General features: G+C 37.2%; 16 protein-coding genes. 13 read left to right on the top strand and 3 right to left on the bottom strand.

Going from position 1 to position 19,782, the window contains the following annotated elements:
* Positions 1–146 precede the first annotated feature (146 nt).
* From DL897_RS02850 to DL897_RS02830, 5 genes are all read left to right on the top strand, one after another.
* A complete protein-coding gene (locus DL897_RS02850) occupies positions 147–1,796 on the top strand; it encodes a peptide ABC transporter substrate-binding protein (RefSeq protein ID WP_113657599.1) in 1,650 nt (549 codons plus the stop codon).
* A gap of 80 nt (positions 1,797–1,876) precedes the next feature.
* Positions 1,877–2,815 carry an ABC transporter permease gene (locus DL897_RS02845; protein ID WP_113657598.1) on the top strand — a complete coding sequence of 313 codons (939 nt, stop codon included), beginning with the start codon at positions 1,877–1,879 and terminating at the stop codon, positions 2,813–2,815.
* 3 nt (positions 2,816–2,818) lie between these two features.
* Entirely contained in the window at positions 2,819–3,769 is a 951-nt protein-coding gene (locus DL897_RS02840) for an ABC transporter permease (protein WP_113657597.1), read from the top strand.
* 14 nt (positions 3,770–3,783) lie between these two features.
* Positions 3,784–4,800, top strand: coding sequence for an ABC transporter ATP-binding protein (locus DL897_RS02835; RefSeq protein WP_113657596.1), 1,017 nt, complete (start codon positions 3,784–3,786; stop codon positions 4,798–4,800).
* 2 nt (positions 4,801–4,802) lie between these two features.
* On the top strand, positions 4,803–5,786 hold the full coding sequence (locus DL897_RS02830; RefSeq protein ID WP_113657595.1) for an ABC transporter ATP-binding protein: 984 nt from the start codon (positions 4,803–4,805) through the stop codon (positions 5,784–5,786).
* Positions 5,787–6,126: 340 nt separating this feature from the next.
* On the opposite strand, the gene DL897_RS02825 is transcribed toward DL897_RS02830, so the two are convergent.
* Positions 6,127–7,392 (bottom strand): Nramp family divalent metal transporter, encoded by a 1,266-nt coding sequence (locus DL897_RS02825; RefSeq protein WP_113657594.1) that lies wholly within the window; start codon positions 7,390–7,392, stop codon positions 6,127–6,129.
* Positions 7,393–7,506: 114 nt separating this feature from the next.
* Complete coding sequence (locus DL897_RS02820; RefSeq protein WP_113657593.1) at positions 7,507–7,734, bottom strand: NifU family protein; 228 nt, start codon at positions 7,732–7,734, stop codon at positions 7,507–7,509.
* A gap of 375 nt (positions 7,735–8,109) precedes the next feature.
* On the opposite strand from DL897_RS02820, the gene DL897_RS18100 reads away from it, so the two are divergent.
* The 6 genes from DL897_RS18100 (at position 8,110) to DL897_RS02795 (ending at position 16,818) form a co-directional block, all read left to right on the top strand.
* Positions 8,110–8,256, top strand: a complete 147-nt coding sequence (locus DL897_RS18100; protein WP_168188614.1) for a hypothetical protein — start codon at positions 8,110–8,112, stop codon at positions 8,254–8,256.
* A 60-nt stretch (positions 8,257–8,316) separates the two neighbouring features.
* Entirely contained in the window at positions 8,317–11,577 is a 3,261-nt protein-coding gene (locus tag DL897_RS02815) for a lantibiotic dehydratase (protein ID WP_113657592.1), read from the top strand.
* On the top strand, positions 11,577–12,944 hold the full coding sequence (locus tag DL897_RS02810) for a lanthionine synthetase C family protein (RefSeq protein ID WP_145962184.1): 1,368 nt from the start codon (positions 11,577–11,579) through the stop codon (positions 12,942–12,944). The genes DL897_RS02815 and DL897_RS02810 overlap by 1 nt, the downstream gene beginning before the upstream one ends.
* Positions 12,945–13,008: 64 nt before the next feature.
* Positions 13,009–14,862 carry an ABC transporter ATP-binding protein gene (locus DL897_RS02805; protein ID WP_113657590.1) on the top strand — a complete coding sequence of 618 codons (1,854 nt, stop codon included), beginning with the start codon at positions 13,009–13,011 and terminating at the stop codon, positions 14,860–14,862.
* Positions 14,863–15,004: 142 nt separating this feature from the next.
* Positions 15,005–15,913 (top strand): ABC transporter permease, encoded by a 909-nt coding sequence (locus DL897_RS02800; protein WP_113657589.1) that lies wholly within the window; start codon positions 15,005–15,007, stop codon positions 15,911–15,913.
* Positions 15,914–15,927: 14 nt separating this feature from the next.
* Positions 15,928–16,818 carry an ABC transporter permease subunit gene (locus tag DL897_RS02795; protein WP_113657588.1) on the top strand — a complete coding sequence of 297 codons (891 nt, stop codon included), beginning with the start codon at positions 15,928–15,930 and terminating at the stop codon, positions 16,816–16,818.
* A 79-nt stretch (positions 16,819–16,897) separates the two neighbouring features.
* Here the strand turns inward: DL897_RS02795 and DL897_RS02790 are convergent, their stop codons facing one another.
* Positions 16,898–17,287: a VOC family protein gene (locus tag DL897_RS02790; RefSeq protein ID WP_113657587.1), complete on the bottom strand. Its 390-nt coding sequence runs from the start codon at positions 17,285–17,287 to the stop codon at positions 16,898–16,900.
* Between the two features lie 395 nt (positions 17,288–17,682).
* Here DL897_RS02790 and cysK point away from each other — a divergent pair, with 395 nt between their 5' ends.
* The gene (gene cysK / locus DL897_RS02785) at positions 17,683–18,630 is read left to right on the top strand and encodes a cysteine synthase A (protein ID WP_276308544.1); all 948 of its coding nucleotides are present in this window, start codon (positions 17,683–17,685) and stop codon (positions 18,628–18,630) included.
* Between the two features lies 1 nt (position 18,631).
* A complete protein-coding gene (locus tag DL897_RS02780) occupies positions 18,632–19,768 on the top strand; it encodes a bifunctional cystathionine gamma-lyase/homocysteine desulfhydrase (RefSeq protein ID WP_113657586.1) in 1,137 nt (378 codons plus the stop codon).
* Positions 19,769–19,782 lie beyond the last annotated feature (14 nt).

The raw sequence follows: 19,782 nt of genomic DNA, 5'->3' as shown, positions 1-19,782 counted from the left end.
AATATAGGTTTCTAGATTAATTTATTTAAATTATTTAGCACTTATTTTTATTAGTTCTATGTTTTTTTTATAATTTGGGCTTAAGACTTTTGTCTTAACCGTATAAATTCTAAAAAATTAGAGATTTAGAGGAGGAGCTGAGGTACATGCGCAAAAAATTAGCGCTCTCATTAGGACTTTTACTTGCTTCATCATCCGTGCTTGCAGCATGTGGCGGCGGTGGCGGCGGTAATACAGCTAATGAAAAGCCACAAGACACCAAAACATTAGAGTGGTATATGGGAGAGGATCCTAAAACCCTCGATTATGCCTTGGATGTTGACCAAAGCATGAACTATCTGATTAGTAATAGTATGGATGGTCTATTCCGTCTCGATGCGGATCATAAACCGCAGCCTGCGATTGCAGAAGGACAACCACAAATTAGTAGCGATAAGAAAACCTACACCTTTAAACTCCGTGATGCTAAATGGAGTGACGGTAAACCTGTTACTGCAAAGGATTTTGAATTTGCTTGGAAGCGTGTGGTTGATCCAAAAACGGCTTCTCAATATGCTAATATCATGTTTTTCATTGAAAATGCACAAGAGATTAACCAAGGGAAAAAACCTGCTGATACACTCGGGGTTAAAGCCAAAGATGATAAGACTCTTGAAGTAAAATTAAAAAATCCGACCCCATTCTTTTTGGATTTAGTTGCATTTGCTACGTATCTTCCACAGCGTGAAGATATTGTAAAGAAACATGGTAAGGCATATGGAGTAACACCAGATAAATTGGTTTACAATGGACCATTTGAAATTAGTACCGAAAGTAAAAAAGGTAAGTTTGTTCTAAAGAAAAATCAGAACTATTGGGATAAAGACAAAGTAAAATTAGAAAAAGTAAACTTGCATTCTATCGAAGATGATGCTACAGCAGTCAAACTTTATGAAACAGGTAAACTCGCTTGGTCGGGACCATTATCTGGGGCATTTTTGACTAAGTATAAAAATCACAAAGATAAATTTGTTCCACCTTATGCAAGTAGTTGGGTACTGATCCAAAACTTTAAAGCGAAAGATCCAAATAAAGCAAAATTCTTTGGCAACAAGAAAATCCGTGAAGCAATTGACTTATCGGTTGATCGTAATACATTAGTAGACAAAGTACTTCGAACTGGTAGACCTTCTGGCTCTTGGGTACCAAAAGAGATCACTGTGACTAGTGGTAAATCGATCCGTGAAGAAAGTAAGTTAGATCCAACTAAACCAGATCCAGCTAAAGCAAAACAGCTTCTCCAAGAAGGATTAAAAGAAGCGGGCTTATCTTCTGCACCAACTCTTGAAATCTTAGTAAATAATATTGATCCCAACCCACAAATTGCTCAGTACATCAAAGAAGAATTACGTAAAAATTTAGGATTGAATACGGTTGTTAAGTCGGTTCCATTTAAGCAACGTTTAGAACTGTCTGATCGTGGTGAATTTGACTTAGTACTGTATGGTTGGGGACCTGATTATAACGATCCGATGACTTATATGGAATTCTGGACCAGTGATAGCCCGAATAACAAAGGAAAATGGTCGAACGCCGAATATGATAAATTGATCGAAAAATCCTACTCCAATACTAATTTTGAAGAGCGCTCAAAAGACCTCATGAAAGCTGAGAAAATTTGGGTAGATGATCATGCTACAGTACCACTTTATCAATCTGATCGACTTTATCTTGTGAAACCTTATGTTAAAGGGGTTAAATGGCACTTCTTTAATGCTGACTTTGATTTGAAAGAAGCTTATATCGAAAGTAAGTAAAAACGACAAATAAGGTATATGTCCAGATTAGGACATATACCTTATCACTGTTCACTAAAGATGAAAGGATGTGAGGAGATATGGATTTAGTCAAATATTCAGTTAGACGCTTCGGCTATATGATCGTAACCTTATGGTTTATTATTACTGTAACCTTCTTCCTCATGCATCTACTGCCAGGTAGCCCACTACGTAATGAGGAAAAACTTCCTCCACAAATTAAAGAGCAGATTCTTAAGGAGTATGGACTCAAAGATCCCCTTCATGTGCAATACTTCAGATATATGGGTGGCTTACTTAAAGGTGATTTGGGGACATCTATGACTTTTGATGGGAAGAAAATTACAGATATGGTGATGGAAGGGTTTCCAGCTTCTGCCCAGTTAGGACTTCAAGCAATCATTCTTGGTTGTCTGATCGGATTGATCTTAGGTGTAATTTCAGGTCTTAGGAGAGGAAGTTGGGTAGATAACATTACGACGGTGATCGCAGTGTTAGGGGTATCTGTACCCAGCTTCGTAATCGCTGCTGTCTTGTCTTATTCTTTAGGCTTAAAATTAGGCTGGTTTCCGGTGGCATTATGGGGAACTTTCTCACACACCGTGTTACCAACATTAGCCTTAACTTTTATCGTCATCGCCCAAATTGCTCGTTATACCCGTACCGAAATGGTTGAAGTCTTAGAACAGGATTATATTAAAACAGCGAAGGCAAAAGGGTTAGCGAGAAATAAAATTTTATCGAAGCATGCGTTACGTAATGCACTGATTCCCGCTGTAACCATTTTAGGACCGATGACTGTAAACTTAATGACCGGTTCCATGGTTGTTGAGTTAATTTTTGCTATTCCTGGAATGGGTAAGTTGTTTGTGGATTGTATTAACAATAAAGATTTAACCCTAATCATGGGAACGACCACATTTTATAGTGCATTCCTATTATTTGCTATCTTTATTGTTGATATTTTATATGGTTTAATCGATCCACGAATTCGTGTGGCACAGAGTGGGAAGGAGTGATCCATGATGAAGGAAACAATGAAATTAACACCTGATATGTTTCAACCAGCAGAAATCGATGACTCTGCCAAAAATGCGATTGCTAGGCCTTCGATCGGCTTTTGGAAAGACGTATGGCGTCGTTTTTATCGAAATGTGGGTGCAATGGTAGGGTTAGTATTACTTAGTATCATACTAGTTTTAACCTTTGTAGGACCATCGATGGGAAAAACCGACTATCAAGCACAAAACTTAAGTGTACAAGACCAAGAACCCACTTTCCAAAATATGATCTCAGGTGATGATTATCGTTTTGGAACAGACAATCTTGGTCGGGACTTATGGACAAGAGTTTGGTATGGTACCAAAGTTTCATTGATGATCGCCTTACTTGCAGCGATATTAGAGATTGTCTTTGGGGTGACGATTGGAGTCATCTCTGGTTACTTCGGTGGTATGGTTGATAATATTTTACAGCGTGTGATTGAAGTATTATATGGTATTCCAAACTTGATCGTGGTGATTTTATTTCTTATCATTTTTGATCCGGGAATTGTACCGATAGCACTTGCGTTAGCATTGACCAACTGGCTCCCAACTGCGCGGATTGTACGTGCGCAAGTACTGAAATTAAAATCACAAGAGTATGTGTTAGCAGCACGTACATTGGGATCAGGTCATATTCGGACTATGACAAAGCATTTACTTCCTAATATTGTGAGTATCGTTATTATTGCCGTTATGTTTGCAATTCCATCTGCTATTTTCTATGAAGCATTCTTAAGCTTTATCGGTTTGGGGCTTCGTCCTCCTGAAGCAAGTTTAGGAGTAATTATTAATGATGGTGCACAAAACTTGCAAATTTTCCCGCATGAGCTATTAATTCCATCCGTTATTATTGGAATCATGATGTTATCATTTAACTTAATTGGTGATGGACTGCGCGATGCGCTGGATCCAAGAATGCGGAAATAGAGGAGGGATGAACCATGTCAAAAGTATTAGAAGTAAAAGATTTACAAGTTTCGTTTAAGACCTATAGTGGTGAAGTACATGCGGTACGTGGTGTTTCTTTTGATCTTGACGAAGGGGAAACCATTGCCATCGTTGGAGAGTCCGGGTGTGGGAAAAGTGTGACTTCTCAAACCCTGATGCGATTACTTCCTAGTCCACCATCAGTCATTAAAGGCGGAGAAGTCTTATTTGATGGAAAAGATCTGACAAAAGTTTCAGAGAAAGAAATGGAAAAAATCCGTGGCGCACAAATCGCCATGATTTTCCAGGACCCTATGACATCGCTGAATCCCACCTTAAAAGTAGGGGATCAGATTACTGAAGGCTTAATGAAACATCATAAAATGAGTAAATCAGATGCGAAGAAGAAAGCGGTAGAAATGCTAAAGAAAGTAGGCATTCCTAGCCCTGAAAAGCGTATTAATCAATATCCCCATCAATTTAGTGGTGGGATGAGACAAAGAGCGATGATCGCGATTGCATTAGCTTGTGCTCCAAAAGTGCTCATTGCCGATGAACCGACAACGGCACTAGATGTTACGATTCAGGCGCAAATTATCGATCTCATGAAAGAGTTACAAAAAGATATCAAAACCTCGATTATCCTCATCACACACGACCTAGGTGTTGTAGCTGATATTGCGAAACGAGTCGTCGTGATGTATGCAGGAAAAGTTGTTGAATCAGGTACATTGGAAGAAATCTTTTATCAACCCAAACACCCATACACATGGGGACTCCTTGCATCGATGCCTCGTTTAGACCAAACGAGCGATCAAGAGCTTTTACCGATTCCGGGATCTCCTCCCGATTTATTTAAACCGCCAAAAGGATGTCCATTTGCTGCTAGGTGTAAGCACGCCATGAAGATTTGTTTAGAAGAAATGCCAGAGGCCACAAAAGTTTCTTCTACCCATCAAGTGGCTTGTTGGCTTGAGCATGATATGGCACCCAAAGTTGAACCACCAGCGGCGGCAGTAGGAGGGGAATAAAGATGAATGCAGAACAAACGAAAACGAAGAAACAAGAAGATATCATTTTAGATGTTCAAAATCTAAAAAAGCACTTTAAAGTCGGTAGACAACTCGTGCAAGCAGTTGATGGAGTGACCTTCCAAGTTCGTCGCGGTGAGACATTAGGACTCGTAGGGGAATCGGGTTGTGGAAAATCGACGGTGGGGCGTACATTAATTCGTTTATATTCAGCAACCGATGGTAAAGTTTTATTTAATGATAAAGATGTCCATGCGTTGAGAGGGGCTAACTTAAAGCAATTCCATCGCAAAATGCAGATGATCTTCCAAGATCCTTATGCTTCACTGAACCCTCGTATGAAAGTCTTGGATATTATTGCGGAAGGGATAGATATCCACGGCTTGTCTCAAGGGGAAGAACGACGTAACCGAGTGATTGAACTCTTAGAGACGGTTGGTCTGAATCGTTCACATCTTGAACGTTATCCGCATGAATTTAGTGGAGGACAACGACAACGGATTGGGATTGCAAGAGCACTTGCAGTAGAACCAGATTTTATCATTGCCGATGAGCCTATTTCTGCACTCGATGTATCAATCCAAGCTCAAGTCGTCAATCTCATGAAGAGGCTGCAAACCGAGAGAGGACTTACCTATCTCTTTATCGCCCACGATTTGTCAATGGTAAAATATATTAGTGATCGCGTAGGTGTGATGTATCTCGGAAATCTAGTTGAACTAGCGGATAGTAATACATTATATGATGAACCGTTACATCCTTATACGGAAGCGCTCCTATCAGCTGTACCGATCCCAGACCCAAATGTCGCTAAAACAAGAGAGCGGATCATCTTAGAAGGAGATGTACCAAGCCCAATTAATCCACCAAGCGGCTGCCGTTTCCGTACCCGTTGTCCAAAAGTAAAAGATATTTGTTCCCAAGTGGTTCCTGAGTGGAAAGAAATTAAAGAAAATCATTGGGTAGCTTGTCACTTGTATTCATAAACTTAGGATTCTATTTTCTAGAAAATTATAGTTTTAAGCAATGGCTAGATGCACAAGTAGAAAGCCATTGCTTTTTTACTTTTATATATAATCTGAAATGTTAACACACTACTGTATTAAAGGGGAATTCAAAGTAATGGCTATTTGTGGAGTTTAAATATAAATATAGTATTATATGAACATACAAATATATTAAATGGTCCCTCTCATCAGTAATTAATTTAGACGGTGGGAGTAAATTCATCTATGATGCTAACCCCCAGATATCATTGGTTATGTGACGAAAAGATTCTCATCCATTCCGATGTGATTAACTTGAATAAAGAGAATGATTTCAAATCTACTTAAAGATTATTTTAACAATTTCCTGCCCAGCCAAAATGATAAATAGAATACAACTAAGGATTAATATCGTATTGGTTGCTAGCGTATTTTGATAAGATTTTTCCACTTGCTTAGAGTTAAGCAACCAAAGTAAAGTAATGGCTAAGAAAGGCATAAATAGAGCACCAAGCACCCCATATATGATAATGAGTCCAACTGGTTTTCCTAGAAATAGAAGTAGCATGGGAGGAAAGGTAAGCCAAACTAAATACGTACGGTAAGCAGGGTCTTTTTCGGTGATCGGTTGGTTGTGACTCCATGTTTTTTTACGTAAATGACGGATAAAATCGGCAAAGAGATATGGAACACCATTCCAAACACCAAGTACAGAAGTAAAGGATGCAGACCAGAAGCCAAGGAGGAAAAGCCAACGAACGATTTCTCCAAAACGTTCCCCAAGTAACTGTGAAAGTTGAATCAAACCCTTTTCATCTTGAATGATGATTCCTGTACCATATAGGAATTCTGCACCGACGATTAATAATGAAATGGTAAAAATAGCTGTTAAGATATAAGCAACTTTGGCATCTAGTCGCATGAATGAAAGCCAAATTGGTCCGACCCAATTTTTTTCACGAATCCAATAACCATAGGATGCGATGGTGATGGAACCACCGACACCACCAATAAGTCCGAGGACAAACATAATTGATCCAGTAGGGATACGTGGGATAACCCCTGATAATAAGTCGAACACATGAGGAAATACGATGATTGCTGTCCCAACAACGGTGATAAACATGAGACCTGTTAAAACGGTCATCACTCTCTCAAAGAGTTGATAACGGCCTGAAAGCACTAATAAAAAAGCAATAACTCCATGAAGAATCGCCCAAGCTTTAAGATCCAACTGTGGAAACATCGCTGTTGTTGCAAGAGAAGCAGAAGAGGTTCCAGCAGCACCATAGACAAATCCCCAAAGAATAATATAGATGCCAAAATAAATGAGTGTCCAGCGTCCTAAGGAATTCCACCCTTGTAGAATGGTTTTTCCAGTGGCTAATTGCCATCGTCCAACTCCTTCATTTAAATAATATTTAATAATCGAACCAATAATAATTGCCCATAATAATAGAAAACCAAACTGCGTTCCTGCGACCAATGCTGCGACGAGATCACCAGCACCGACTCCAGTTGCCGCAGCGATGAGCCCAGGTCCCATTAATTTGATTCGTTTTCGCCATGAAGAGGGGACCGATTGTGGGGAATTTGCATTTGTCATATAAATAACCCCTTTCAGTTTTATATAAATATTATATATTTAACTGAAAACGGTTACAATCAACGCTTAATAAAAAACCTCTTTCATTATGAAAGAGGTATCTTTAGCAAACGATTATAGTACTTGCTCAACTTCTTTTACTTCAGGAATTTCTTCCATCAAAGCACGTTCAATTCCTGCTTTTAAAGTAATAGTTGAGCTAGGGCAGCTACCGCAAGCACCGAGTAATCGTACACGAACAACGCCATCCACCATTTCTACTAATTCAACATCCCCACCATCTCTTTGGATGTAAGGACGTAGTTTATCTAAAATTTCTTGTACACGTTCTTCTACGCTCATGATATTTCTCCTTTCCGACTGCTACTTCCTCCAATCGAGCCGTCAAATTCATTGTAGGCTTTTTGAGAATGAAAATCAAGTTGGCTTTTCTTCCTGTAAATACCTTTAAGTATATCATTGGATTTTAATGGAATTTAACTAGTATCAATAAATGGAAGTATTGTTAGTTATGTTACTTCGGTATCGGGAATCTATTTCTACATAACATATGATTTTAATGGAATAAAATAATAAATGTTACTAATATAAAATTAATATAATATAAATGGAAAAATGAAATTTATACATATTATATATTGAATTCTATATATTCTAATGTTAATATTAAATTGTAACCGGTTGCAAAATATAAATATACGAGGAGTGGTGCTAGTCATGAAAAGTTCAAAAGGATTTGATTTGGATTTACAAATAAAAAAGTCAAGCGAAAGCAAAGTAGTGAAAGCGGGAGATGACGGTATCTACCGTCCAACTAAATCACAATGGTATCCTGGTCGCGGAACAGCTTTATGCTGTATGTAATAAATAGTCATTACCTTCTAACAATCTGCTTCGGTTTTATCTGAAGCAGATTGTTATTGTGTGAAATATATTGCGTTCTATATAGAATTAAATTCAGAAGGGATTGGACGATTGGTGAATCGGATGAAACCAAAAGCATTTCAACCTTTAGATTTTTTTATGCTCAGAACTCCGTTATTGCCACTCGATATGTATGAAAAAATATTTTCACAAGACCTATTAAGAGATGATGGAGAAACGATTCATACAAATACTATTCAAAGATTAATTGAACTGACTGATAATCAAATAATTCGTGAATCAATTGCTGTAGCCAGCCCTTCCTTATATTATTCTCTGCCTCATCTAGCCAACTTTGATCAGCCACGTAGACAAGACCAAGTTGCTAAAGCATTGTTACGTTATTTTATACGTATGGCTACAAGATCAACACCTTATGGTTTGTGTGCAGGTGTGGCTATGGGGGAATTTAGAGAGAAGACATGTGTACAATTGGGGAAAATAGGTGATTTTCGTAAACGGACGCGTCCAGATATGAAATGGTTAATGAAGATTATTCAGCAGCTTGAAGAAAGAAAAGAGGTTTTAGTTCAATTACATGTTCAAGTGAATCAAGCTGTGTATATTCATGGTTCACGAGCAAAGCTTTTGTATCAAACAAAGTATGGACAAGTTGAAAAAGATCCGGATATAAAGATGGCTTCCATCAACTATACAGAAGTTGTACAAAAAGTTTTTGAATTCGCTGAGAAGCCAATACTATTTTCTCGATTATTAGAAGAATTGAGTGGGATCTATCGAGATGTATCTGAAGAAGTCATCTACCCATTTTTATGGCAGTTATTTGAACAAGAATTTTTAATGAGTGAGTTACGTCCACCATTGATGGTCAAATCACCTTTTGATTATGTGATCAATAAATTATCCAGATTGGAAGGTCTAGAAGAAGAGATACAAAAATTAATAGAGATACAAAATGAAATTACAAAGTATGATCAATTGATGTTAGGAGAAGGCGAAGAGAAGTTTTTACAACTAAATAATAAAATGAAAAGATTAGCTGATGTAAAAAATCCATTGCAAGTCGATGTGGCCTTAGATACCAAACAAGTCTTTTTGCATAAGGAGATAAAGGAGGATGTGGCTCAAGCTGCACATCTATTATGGAAACTATCTCCAAATACCATGGCTAATCCTCATCTTCAATCATTTAGAGAAGAATTTTTGGAGAAATATGGTCCATATCGTGAAGTTTCATTATTAGAAGTATTGGATGAAGATCAAGGATTAGGAGCGCCAGCGACATATACAAATCCAGCTAGTCATCGTAAATACCAATGGAACCGATCACAATCAAGTAAAAAAAATATCCTTTTTTTGGAATGGATTTTTGATGCAATCAAGAAAAATCAGATTGAGGTTGAGTTAACTGATGAGAAAATAGAAAGCTTATTAATGAAAGAAGAAGAGATCAATCAAACTCAATTATCGATGGAGTTATATTTTTCAGTAGTTTCTAATTCAAAAGAAGCGGTTGATCAAGGGAATTATCATTTAATCATTAGCCCAAATCCTGGATCCAATGGAGCAGGTAAGACTTTTGGGCGCTTTATAGATTTATTTGAACATCAAGAAGTCGCACACTGGAAAAAAATCCATCAATTAGAGCAGGAACGGGAACCTGAATCGATTTTAGCAGAGCTTGTTTATATGCCTGTAGAAGGACGGCTGGGCAATGTAGTTTTATCACAAAATATGCGTTCTTATGAAATTGTTTTAAATACCAATTCCTCCAAAGATGATTTGCATACGATCCCACTTTCTGATTTAGTTATAGGATGTACGGAGAACGGTTTTTATTTAAAGTCCAAGTCACTGGGAAAAAAAGTGATCCCTGTAACAGGGCATATGTTGAATGTGGGAGGAGCGCCAAACGTTTGTCGCTTTTTACTAGAGATTGCTTATGAAATGAAAAAGCCTTTTTATCCATTTGATTGGGGTTCGGTTATACATGATGCCGTATTTTTACCCCGTTTGCGTTATGGAAGAGTTATTCTTTCACCTGCACAATGGAAATTAGGAAGTTGGATGCTTAATAAGGAAGCTGATACCGAGTCATGGTTTGGTGCTTTGCAAGAATGGCGAAAAAAATGGAATGTTCCACAGTATATTTATCTTACAGTTGGGGATCATCGTCTTTTACTTGATTTGACCAATCCTATCCATGTCGAAGAGTTAAAACGAGATTTTATGAACTTACCAGCAGATCAGTGTCTATTGCTTACAGAAACAGGCTTTGAGTTATCAGAAACATGGATCGAAAGTACTGAAGGAACATATATTAATGAATTCGTTTTTCCTTTAATAAGGAACGATCAATACTTTAATAAAGAAAGTCAAGTCGATCAACAATTAAAATATCAAATGACTATGCTTATGAATCAACCTCATATTTCAAGCCAAGAGCGAATGAAATTGCCAGGTGATGAGTGGCTTTATCTGAAGCTTTATGGATTAAATAATAGACAAGAAGAATTTATTGGTAGTTATATGAAACAGTTTTGTCAGGAAGCCCTAAATACTGGTTGGGCGGACAATTGGTTTTTTATGCGCTATGTCGATCCTGAACCCCATATTCGCTTACGGTTTCATGGAGAACCAAAGCGTTTATTAACAGAGGGTTTATCTCACATATATCCATGGGTACAAGAATTAAAAGCAATAGGAATATTAAGCCGACTGGTATTGGATACATATGAACCTGAAATAGAAAGATTTGGTGGACCACATTTAATTAGAGAAGCAGAGCGTTTATTTGCCGCGGATAGTATGATGGTTACAGAATTGATATCACTCCAACGCTTTGGTCAAATAGAGTTAAGCGAAGAGTTATTAGCAGTGATTAGCTGTGTTGACCTACTTAATCATTTCGGTCTACCCTTTTTAGAGCAATTGAATTGGTTAGATCAACATGTGAATTATAAAAAATATCTTGATGAATTTAGAAATCACCGAAAGTCTTATATGCTATTAGCAAATTCAATGAATCACTGGGAAGGTTTACAGACTCATCCAGATGGACCACAAATCCTTTCTCTTCTTAACTTACGCAAGGATAGTATTCAGCAATATAAACAGCAAATCGATTACTATCGTCAGAAAGGGCAGTTATTTACTTATTTTCATGATATTTTGGGTAGTGTAATGCATTTGCATTTAAATCGTCTGATTGGTTTAGATGAAGAAAGAGAAAAGAAGATCATGACTTTGACTCGTCATACCTTACGAAACTTACAATATACAAGGGGAACAGTGGTTTGATGATTAGGAAGAAAAGTGGTTGGAAACCGGTTGAATCAAAAGAACTACGGCAAAAAGTGCGGCAAATTGTATTGGAACTTGCTTCGTTGCTGAAAAATCCACAAGAGGTAGTGAAAAAGGTAACAGCACAGGAGAATAATCTAACTGCTGCTGGGTTTAGTATTTTTCCTTGGTCAGCGTTAAGCTTGTCCAATGGCTTTCCAAGCATTGCACTTTTTTATGGTGAGCTTGATCGCCTTTTTCCCAATGATGGATGGGATGAAGTAGGATTTGAATACTTGCAATGGGTTCAGAAAGCATTTATTGAAGAAGAGATAGAAAATCTTTCTCTTTGGAGTGGTATTTGTGGCGTTTTGATGGCTGTACGTTCTTTGTCCCGAGAAGGAACACGGTATCAAAATATGATGAAGCAACTTCATGATGTTTATCTAAGTGATTATCCGATGTTGTTGGATACTACGCTGTCCGAACTTCATGAGGGAGCACGTGCGGAATATTATGATGTGGTTGATGGTTGGTCGGGAATAGGCAGGTACCTACTATTTAATAAACATGATCCTCAACTAACAAAATCACTGAAAGAGATCCTGATTTATCTTGTTCAATTATGTGAAGATAAGGAAATCAATCAGCAATTACTCCCAGGTTGGTTTATACCTGATAAGCATCATATGAGTATAGCAGGCGAATCAATGTATCCATATGGGCTTTTTAATCTTGGACTCGCTCATGGTATTCCAGGACCTCTCGCATTATTATCGATTGCACTCTTACAGGGAGTGGAGGTACCAAGACAACGAGAAGCGATTATGAAAATAACAGAATGGCTTATTCAATGGAAGCAAGAAGATGAATATGGATTATATTGGCCATTTTGGATTAGTGAAGAAGATTACCAAAAAGGTAGACTGAAAGAGGTTCAAACACGTGCTGCATGGTGTTATGGTACCCCAGGGATATCCCGCGCGCTGCTACTAGCAGGCCGAGCACTTGATGACTCAAGATATCAACAGATTGCATCTGATTCTTTTTTATCTGTTTTCCGACGTCCTGAACAAGAGTGGAAGACAAACTCTCCGACATTTTGTCATGGATATATAGGACTATTACAGATGACTCAGCGGATGTTAGCAGATACAAATAATAAAGAACTTTTTAGATATCGTGATTATTTATTAGAAAAAGTGCTTGATTTCTATGATCATCAAGCACCATTACGCTTTTATGAAATGGTAATGATAAAAACAAAGAGCAATAAGGTTACCAATGCTGGTCTATTAAGCGGTGTTGCTGGGATTGGTCTTACGCTTCTTAGTTTAATAAGTGATCAGGAGCCTGAATGGGATAGTGTTTTTTTAATAAACTAGAATTCATTTCATAAGTCGTTTTAAAATAGCTGCGAAGAAGACGGTCATATTAAGGTGAGAGTAGATGGCTACAAAACAATTACAGGATTTTTCATTATCCAATATATGGTATACAATCCGATCATGGCCAAGGGTCTTAAAGCTTTTATGGGATATACACAAAGGATATTTATCTATCCTTATTCTTATTAATATTTTACAGGCTGTAGTCCCTGTGTTGTCTCTGCTGGCAACCCAGAATTTAGTCAATCAAGTCATGGTAGCTCAGAAAACAGGAGACTTTAGCTTAGTTCTCTGGGGATTTGGCTTTCTGATTGGAATTGGTCTATGTAATGAACTACTTAATATTATTGAGAATTACTGTAATAGTATTTTTAAAACCATTCTATCGAATACTTTAGGCTATAAAATTATGGAAAAATCAACGCAACTGAAATTAGCAGATTTTGAAGATCCTAATATACAAGATGATCTAAAGCGAGCGCAAATGGAAGCAAACTATCGTATCTTTGAGATTTTTTCTCAAATGATTGCTTTTGTGTCAGGAGTAGTAACCTTGATTTCCGCGGTTTCTGTTGTGGCAGTTTGGAAGTGGTGGATTGCTGTTATTTTAATGATTACTCCGTTTATTTCTTTTATTTCATTTTTTCGCTTAGGGCAAGAAAGATTCTTTGTCCAATATAAAAGAGCTTCTCGTTTTCGGTTTTCTTGGTATCTCTTTTTTCTAATTAGTAAAGATAATGGTTTTAGAGAAATTAAGTTGTTTGGTTTAGAAAAGTATATACTAAATAAATATAATAAGATAAACGAAACATTTCTTACAGAGGATCGGAATCTGGCTAAGAAACAGGTAAAGATCTCCCTCACTTTCGAGTTTTTGGATCATATCGTGATAGGGAGTATTATTTTATTTATTCTTTGGACGACATTTATCGGAAAAATGTTAATTGGTAATTTAGTGGGAATGGTTCAAGCAGTAAATTTGACTTATAGTACATCAAATACTTTGATTCATAATGTTCTTACCTTATGTGAGAATAATTTATTTATACAACAATTATTTCACTATCTTGATTTAACAACGAAATCAAAATCAGACTCCCTTAAGGACATTGAATTATCAACCATTGAATCCATTGAATTTCGTAATGTATATTTTCAATATCCTGACATGGATCGTCCAGCTTTAAATCGTATTAGTTTTACTTTGAAAAAAGGAGAGACCTTAGCACTTGTAGGAGAAAATGGTTCTGGGAAAAGTACATTAGTTAAATTAATAACGCAGCTATATGATGATTTTCAAGGGGATATTTTGATTAATGGAATATCAATTAAATCCATCGACGTAACAGAACTGCGTCGTAAAATCGGTGTTGTATTTCAAGATTTTGTTCAATATGAGATGCCCGTTCGTAGCAACATCGGATTTGGTGATCTGGATCGGATGGATGATGATCAGGCGCTGCTTGATGCCGCACAAAAAGCAGGAATTCAATCAGTGATTGAACAAATGCCAAAGCGTCTAGAAACACAGTTGGGACAATGGTTCGACGAAAGTCTGCAATTATCAGGAGGTCAATGGCAACGGTTGGCAATCGCTAGAGCTTTTATGAGAAAAGCAGATTTATATATATTAGATGAGCCAAGTTCCTTTTTAGATCCAAAGGCAGAAATGGATGTATTTAATCGATTTAAAGAGTTAGTGACAGATAAATTAGGTATCTTTATTTCGCATCGTTTCTCTTCTGTACGCTTTGCAGATAAAATTTTAGTTTTGGATCAAGGGGAAATTGTTGAGCAAGGAACCCATAGAGAACTGATGGCTCTCGATGGACTATACGCTGAGTTATATCAATTGCAAGTATCATCTTATATCATGGAGAAAGATAAACAAACTAATCAAGAGATTTACATGTGAAATAAGAATATGACCATTTAGAGAAGAGGAAAGATAAGGTTTTTTTCATCATTTTTTCGATTTCCAATCCCTTTAAGGATTGGATTTTTAACTATTTATCGTCCTTGGTTTTAGAGAACTCGATTTGAGGTGAAAAGATTATATGGAAATGAAAAGGAAAAAACGAAATCTATCCCTATGGATCGGAGGAGGGTTACTCATATGCTTTGTGACTTTAGCTATTTTGGGACCATGGATAGCTCCTTATTCGGTGACTGATGAGGATTGGTCAGCGGACCCACCGCTTTATCCCTCATCGACTCATTGGTTAGGGAGTGATAATCAAGGAAAAGATTTACTAACTTTGATGTTGTATGGGTTGAAATATACTTTGTTTATTTCGATAGGCATAGCTTTCTTACGGATCTTAATCGGGGGAGTGATCGGTCTAGGATTAGGAATGAAAGAAGTACAGGTCAAGCAGCAAGGGATATTTCGGGTTTTGGGAAGTGTTCCTGTGATTATTATCCTTTCTTTTTTACTAACCAAGGTGGGTATCACTGAGGATGTTACGCCAGCTAAATGGGAATTAATTGTTGTACAAAGTGTGTTGATGATATTGTTTGGCATTGCTCCTATTGTCATCAGTGTTAAATCTAAAACCGAAGTCATTAAAAGTCATTTGTTTGTCATGGTGGCCAAACAAATGGGGGCTAGTACCCAAAGAGTCATATGGAAACATATTTTTCCTTTATTAAAGGAGAATTTATTTTTAATGTTTTTATATGAAATTATTTTAGTATTGGTGATGTTTGGTCAACTTAGTATAGTCAATGTGTTTTTAGGTGGCTCACTTATCAAAATAAGTAGTAGTGGACCTCCAAAATATTATAGCAAGTCGCAGGAATGGATGAGTTTGCTAGGACAACATAAAGATTATCTTGATTATAAAATTTGGGTTATCGCTTACCCGTTACTAGGTTTTTTCTTATTAATGCTTTCTTTTTATTTACTTTATCGAGGATTTGAGAAGAAATACCAGCAAGAATATAGTAAGCAGCCATACATTTAACAGGAGGTGAGCTGATGATTCGTAAATTATTTCATGGGCTATATATGGGGACTTTATGGGTAATCATTTTATTAGTGATTTCAACTTTTCCCTTTCTTTTCTCTTATGACGGCAATTCTTTTTCATTTAATGAGCAAATATTTACATATGTGAAAAATTATTTTAGTGGCTTATTAACGGGTGAGAGTTTTCAATATAAATGGGTGGCAGATGGTTTTGTTCTTAGTGAATACTCTATTTGGGATGAATGGCCAGATTCGTTTGTGTTATCAGCTGTGTTCTTAATTTTGACAGGTATTGTAGCAATGGGTTTGGGATTATTCGTCGGTCTATGGTTAGCCAAAAGAAAAGCATGGGTAAAAGATATTTTTGGCTTTCTCTCTCTACTACCTGATTTCTTTGTTGGTTTGTTATTATGTGTACTGGTAATCGTCATCTTTCAGTCCACAGGTATCCTTGTCGCTGAAGTAGCTGCAACGGGATCGGAGACAGCGATTCTCCTCCCCTTTATTACGTTAGCTTATATCCCCTTTATGTATATGATCCGAATGGTTTCATTCGAAACTTATCATGTATTAACAGAAGATTATATATTGATTGCTAAGGCAAAAGGATTGTCTAAGTGGCATATATACTCCCAACATGTGATCCGAAATATTTTGCCGTTTGTTAAAGCGGATCTATTTAAAATATGTGGTATGATGATAGGTTCTATGTATATTGTAGAAAGAATTTTTAATTTAAGAGGGGTAACGAAGTTATTTTTTCTCGTACACAAATGGGATATACAAGGGCAATACAATATTGTTACTTATACCTTATTAGCGCTAATGGTTATTTTCTTCATTACTTACGTTACAATGCGATTGCTTATTCTTCTATTTGAAAAAATATTTGCAGATTAGATTCAAGATTACTATTCGGAAAAACATCTGATTTTCTGATTGTTATACAAAAGTTCGGGTGTTTTTATGCTTGTTTTATTTACTTCCAATTCCTCATTCGTTGCTGTAAGCTTCCAGTAAATAGTTCAATCGTGATTCCATCCGGATCCAGAAATTGGACAGAATGGCCTCCACCCCGCTCGATAGGTGTTCGGGTAATTGGAATGTGATGGTTATGTAGTACGGTAATAGCATCGTTAAACCCTTCTTCGCTAATGGAAAAAGCGATATGATCCATTCCAATCTGATTTTCTGTTTTTTGATAGTCACTCTTTTCTAATAGACAAATCCAAGCATCTCCCCATTCCAAATAGGCGTCTGTATTACCACGATGAACTAAGGTCATTCCTAATATGTCACAATAAAATGGTAAACTTTTCTCTAAGCTTTTAATGCATAAGGTTAGATGATTAAAGCCTGTTACTTTCATCATGTATCCCTCTTCTTCAAAGAAATGGAGTGATTCCAAGAATTAAAATCTTCTGGAGTAGAAACAAAAATGATGTCTATGTATCCATTCCTTATTTTCTGAATCCGTTTATCAAGGAGTTAGTTTCATCATATGTTTTATCATATATTATAAAACAAGTAAGATCTTTTGCGAGTGGAGGGTTGGATTTTTTGTGATATTTGCGGGATCTTTTCGTTTAATTAGAAGAAATTACTTTGACATAAGCATTTCTAAGCCTTAAAATATTTAAAACCGATTGGCATACTATGTTTTAAATTCATCGTAAAATTGTTAAGATAGTGTTAGCGGGTTCTTATTTTAACATCGATGGGAGATTTATCCCTTTGATCTTGATGGATAAGGATGAAACTCGAATGGAAAGAGGCGCGCTAAGCATGAAAAATGTATTTGAGAATGTGCATGATCTGATCGGGAATACACCGATGATACGGATAAAAAGGTTAGGAATACCAAGTCACATAGAGCTTTACGCTAAGTTGGAGTCATTTAATCCGGGAGGTAGTGTAAAAGATCGGTTAGGAGTGGCGTTGATTCGGGAAGGCGAACGTATTGGTAAGTTAAAACCAGGTGGGACGATCATAGAGCCAACTGCTGGAAATACAGGGATTGGCTTGGCACTTGCTGCGATCGGGACTGGATATCAAGTCATCTTTGTGGTTCCTGAAAAATTTTCGGTTGAAAAGCAAGATCTCATGCGAGCATTAGGAGCACATGTGATCAATACACCTACTTCAGAAGGGATCAAAGGAGCTATCCGCAAAGCAAAAGAGCTTGAACAAGAGCTAGATGGAGCCTATTGTCCACAGCAGTTTTCTAATCCAGCAAATCCACAGATTCATTATGAAACAACAGGCCCAGAGATATGGGAACAACTAGATGGTAAGGTGGATATTTTTATAGCGGGAGCGGGCTCGTCAGGTACATTTATGGGAGTAGCTCAGTTTTTAAAAGAAAAGAATCCTCAGATTAAAACAGTGATTGTTGAACCAGAAGGTTCGATTATCGGTGGAGGAGAGTCTGGTCCGCATCAAACTGAAGGGATTGGCATGGAATTTTTCCCATCCTTTTTTGATCACTCGTTGATTGATGAAGTATATACGGTTCTTGACAAGGATGCTTTTCATCTTGTTGCTGAATTAGCAAAGCAAGAAGGGTTATTAGTTGGAAGCTCATCAGGAGCTGCCTGTTATGCAGCACTTCAAGAAGCAGCAAAGGCACCTAATGATACGCGGATTGTGGTCATTTTTCCTGATAGTAGTGAACGATATTTAAGTCAGAAAATTTATCAAGGTGGGATATAAAATGAAAATGAATACAAAGTTAATACACGGTGGAGTGGTAGCTGATCCACAAACGGGAGCAGTTAGTGTACCTATCTATCAAGTTTCTACATATCAACAAGCTTCTATTGGTCAACATAAAGGCTATGAATATTCTCGTACAGGAAATCCTACACGTACGGCGTTAGAAGAGTTAATTGCTACTCTGGAAAATGGTAAACGTGGTTTAGCTTTTGGCTCTGGAATGGCTGCCATTTCGACAGTATTGTCGATGTTTAATAAAGGAGATCACTTAGTCATCAGTGATGATGTCTATGGTGGAACTTATCGTGTCTTGAGCCAAGTATTTTCCCGTTTTGGTTTGGAAGCGACTTTTGTAGATACAAGTGAGATCAGCTATGTTATGGATGCCATTAGGGAAAATACACGTGCCATTTACTTAGAAACACCAAGTAATCCACTCCTTAAAGTGTCCGATATCAAGTTAATTAGTGAAATTTGCCAAGCGAAAAACTTATATCTGATTGTGGATAATACATTTATGACTCCTTATTGGCAAAATCCATTGGATTTAGGAGCTGATATTGTATTGCATAGTGCCACAAAATACTTAGGTGGCCATAGTGATGTTGTAGCAGGTTTGGTAGTCACGAAAGATGAAGAACTCGGTGAACGGATTCATTTTCTACAAAACTCGATTGGTGGTGTGATTGGTCCTTTTGATGCTTGGTTATTAATCCGTGGGATGAAGACATTGGGTCTTCGCATGAGACAGCATGAGGAAAGTGCGGGGCAAATCGCGCGTTATTTAGAACAACATCCACGAGTAAACAAAGTTTATTATCCTGGTTTAAAATCACATCCTGGACATGACTTAGCCAAGCGACAAGCTCGTGGATTTGGTGGGATGATCTCTTTTGATGTAGGTAGTCAAGCCAAAGCAGAGAAAGTTTTAGAGCAAGTCAATTACTTTGTATTAGCAGAAAGCTTAGGCGCTGTAGAAAGTATTATATCTGTACCTGCTCGGATGACACATGCATCGATTCCTGCAGAAACAAGAGCGGAGTTGGGTATTACGGATGGATTGATCCGTATTTCCGTAGGTATTGAAGATAGCGAAGATTTATTAGATGATTTAGATCAAGCACTTACTTTTTAATTGATTATAGTGAT

Source organism: Thermoflavimicrobium daqui (assembly GCF_003313465.1).
Lineage (GTDB): Bacteria > Bacillota > Bacilli > Thermoactinomycetales > Thermoactinomycetaceae > Thermoflavimicrobium > Thermoflavimicrobium daqui.
The sequence above is the reverse complement of the archived record's forward strand: the minus strand, read 5'-3'. Positions and strand labels throughout refer to the sequence as shown.

What these genes read in the sequence shown, in the direction of transcription:
- DL897_RS02850 (WP_113657599.1), top strand. Translation starts at nt 147, where the DNA reads ATGCGCAAAAAATTAGCGCTCTCATTAGGACTTTTACTTGCTTCATCA.
- DL897_RS02845 (WP_113657598.1), top strand. Translation starts at nt 1,877, where the DNA reads ATGGATTTAGTCAAATATTCAGTTAGACGCTTCGGCTATATGATCGTA.
- DL897_RS02840 (WP_113657597.1), top strand. Translation starts at nt 2,819, where the DNA reads ATGATGAAGGAAACAATGAAATTAACACCTGATATGTTTCAACCAGCA.
- DL897_RS02835 (WP_113657596.1), top strand. Translation starts at nt 3,784, where the DNA reads ATGTCAAAAGTATTAGAAGTAAAAGATTTACAAGTTTCGTTTAAGACC.
- DL897_RS02830 (WP_113657595.1), top strand. Translation starts at nt 4,803, where the DNA reads ATGAATGCAGAACAAACGAAAACGAAGAAACAAGAAGATATCATTTTA.
- DL897_RS02825 (WP_113657594.1), bottom strand. Translation starts at nt 7,392, where the DNA reads ATGACAAATGCAAATTCCCCACAATCGGTCCCCTCTTCATGGCGAAAA.
- DL897_RS02820 (WP_113657593.1), bottom strand. Translation starts at nt 7,734, where the DNA reads ATGAGCGTAGAAGAACGTGTACAAGAAATTTTAGATAAACTACGTCCT.
- DL897_RS18100 (WP_168188614.1), top strand. Translation starts at nt 8,110, where the DNA reads ATGAAAAGTTCAAAAGGATTTGATTTGGATTTACAAATAAAAAAGTCA.
- DL897_RS02810 (WP_145962184.1), top strand. Translation starts at nt 11,577, where the DNA reads ATGATTAGGAAGAAAAGTGGTTGGAAACCGGTTGAATCAAAAGAACTA.
- DL897_RS02805 (WP_113657590.1), top strand. Translation starts at nt 13,009, where the DNA reads ATGGCTACAAAACAATTACAGGATTTTTCATTATCCAATATATGGTAT.
- DL897_RS02800 (WP_113657589.1), top strand. Translation starts at nt 15,005, where the DNA reads ATGGAAATGAAAAGGAAAAAACGAAATCTATCCCTATGGATCGGAGGA.
- DL897_RS02795 (WP_113657588.1), top strand. Translation starts at nt 15,928, where the DNA reads ATGATTCGTAAATTATTTCATGGGCTATATATGGGGACTTTATGGGTA.
- DL897_RS02790 (WP_113657587.1), bottom strand. Translation starts at nt 17,287, where the DNA reads ATGAAAGTAACAGGCTTTAATCATCTAACCTTATGCATTAAAAGCTTA.
- cysK (WP_276308544.1), top strand. Translation starts at nt 17,683, where the DNA reads ATGGAAAGAGGCGCGCTAAGCATGAAAAATGTATTTGAGAATGTGCAT.
- DL897_RS02780 (WP_113657586.1), top strand. Translation starts at nt 18,632, where the DNA reads ATGAAAATGAATACAAAGTTAATACACGGTGGAGTGGTAGCTGATCCA.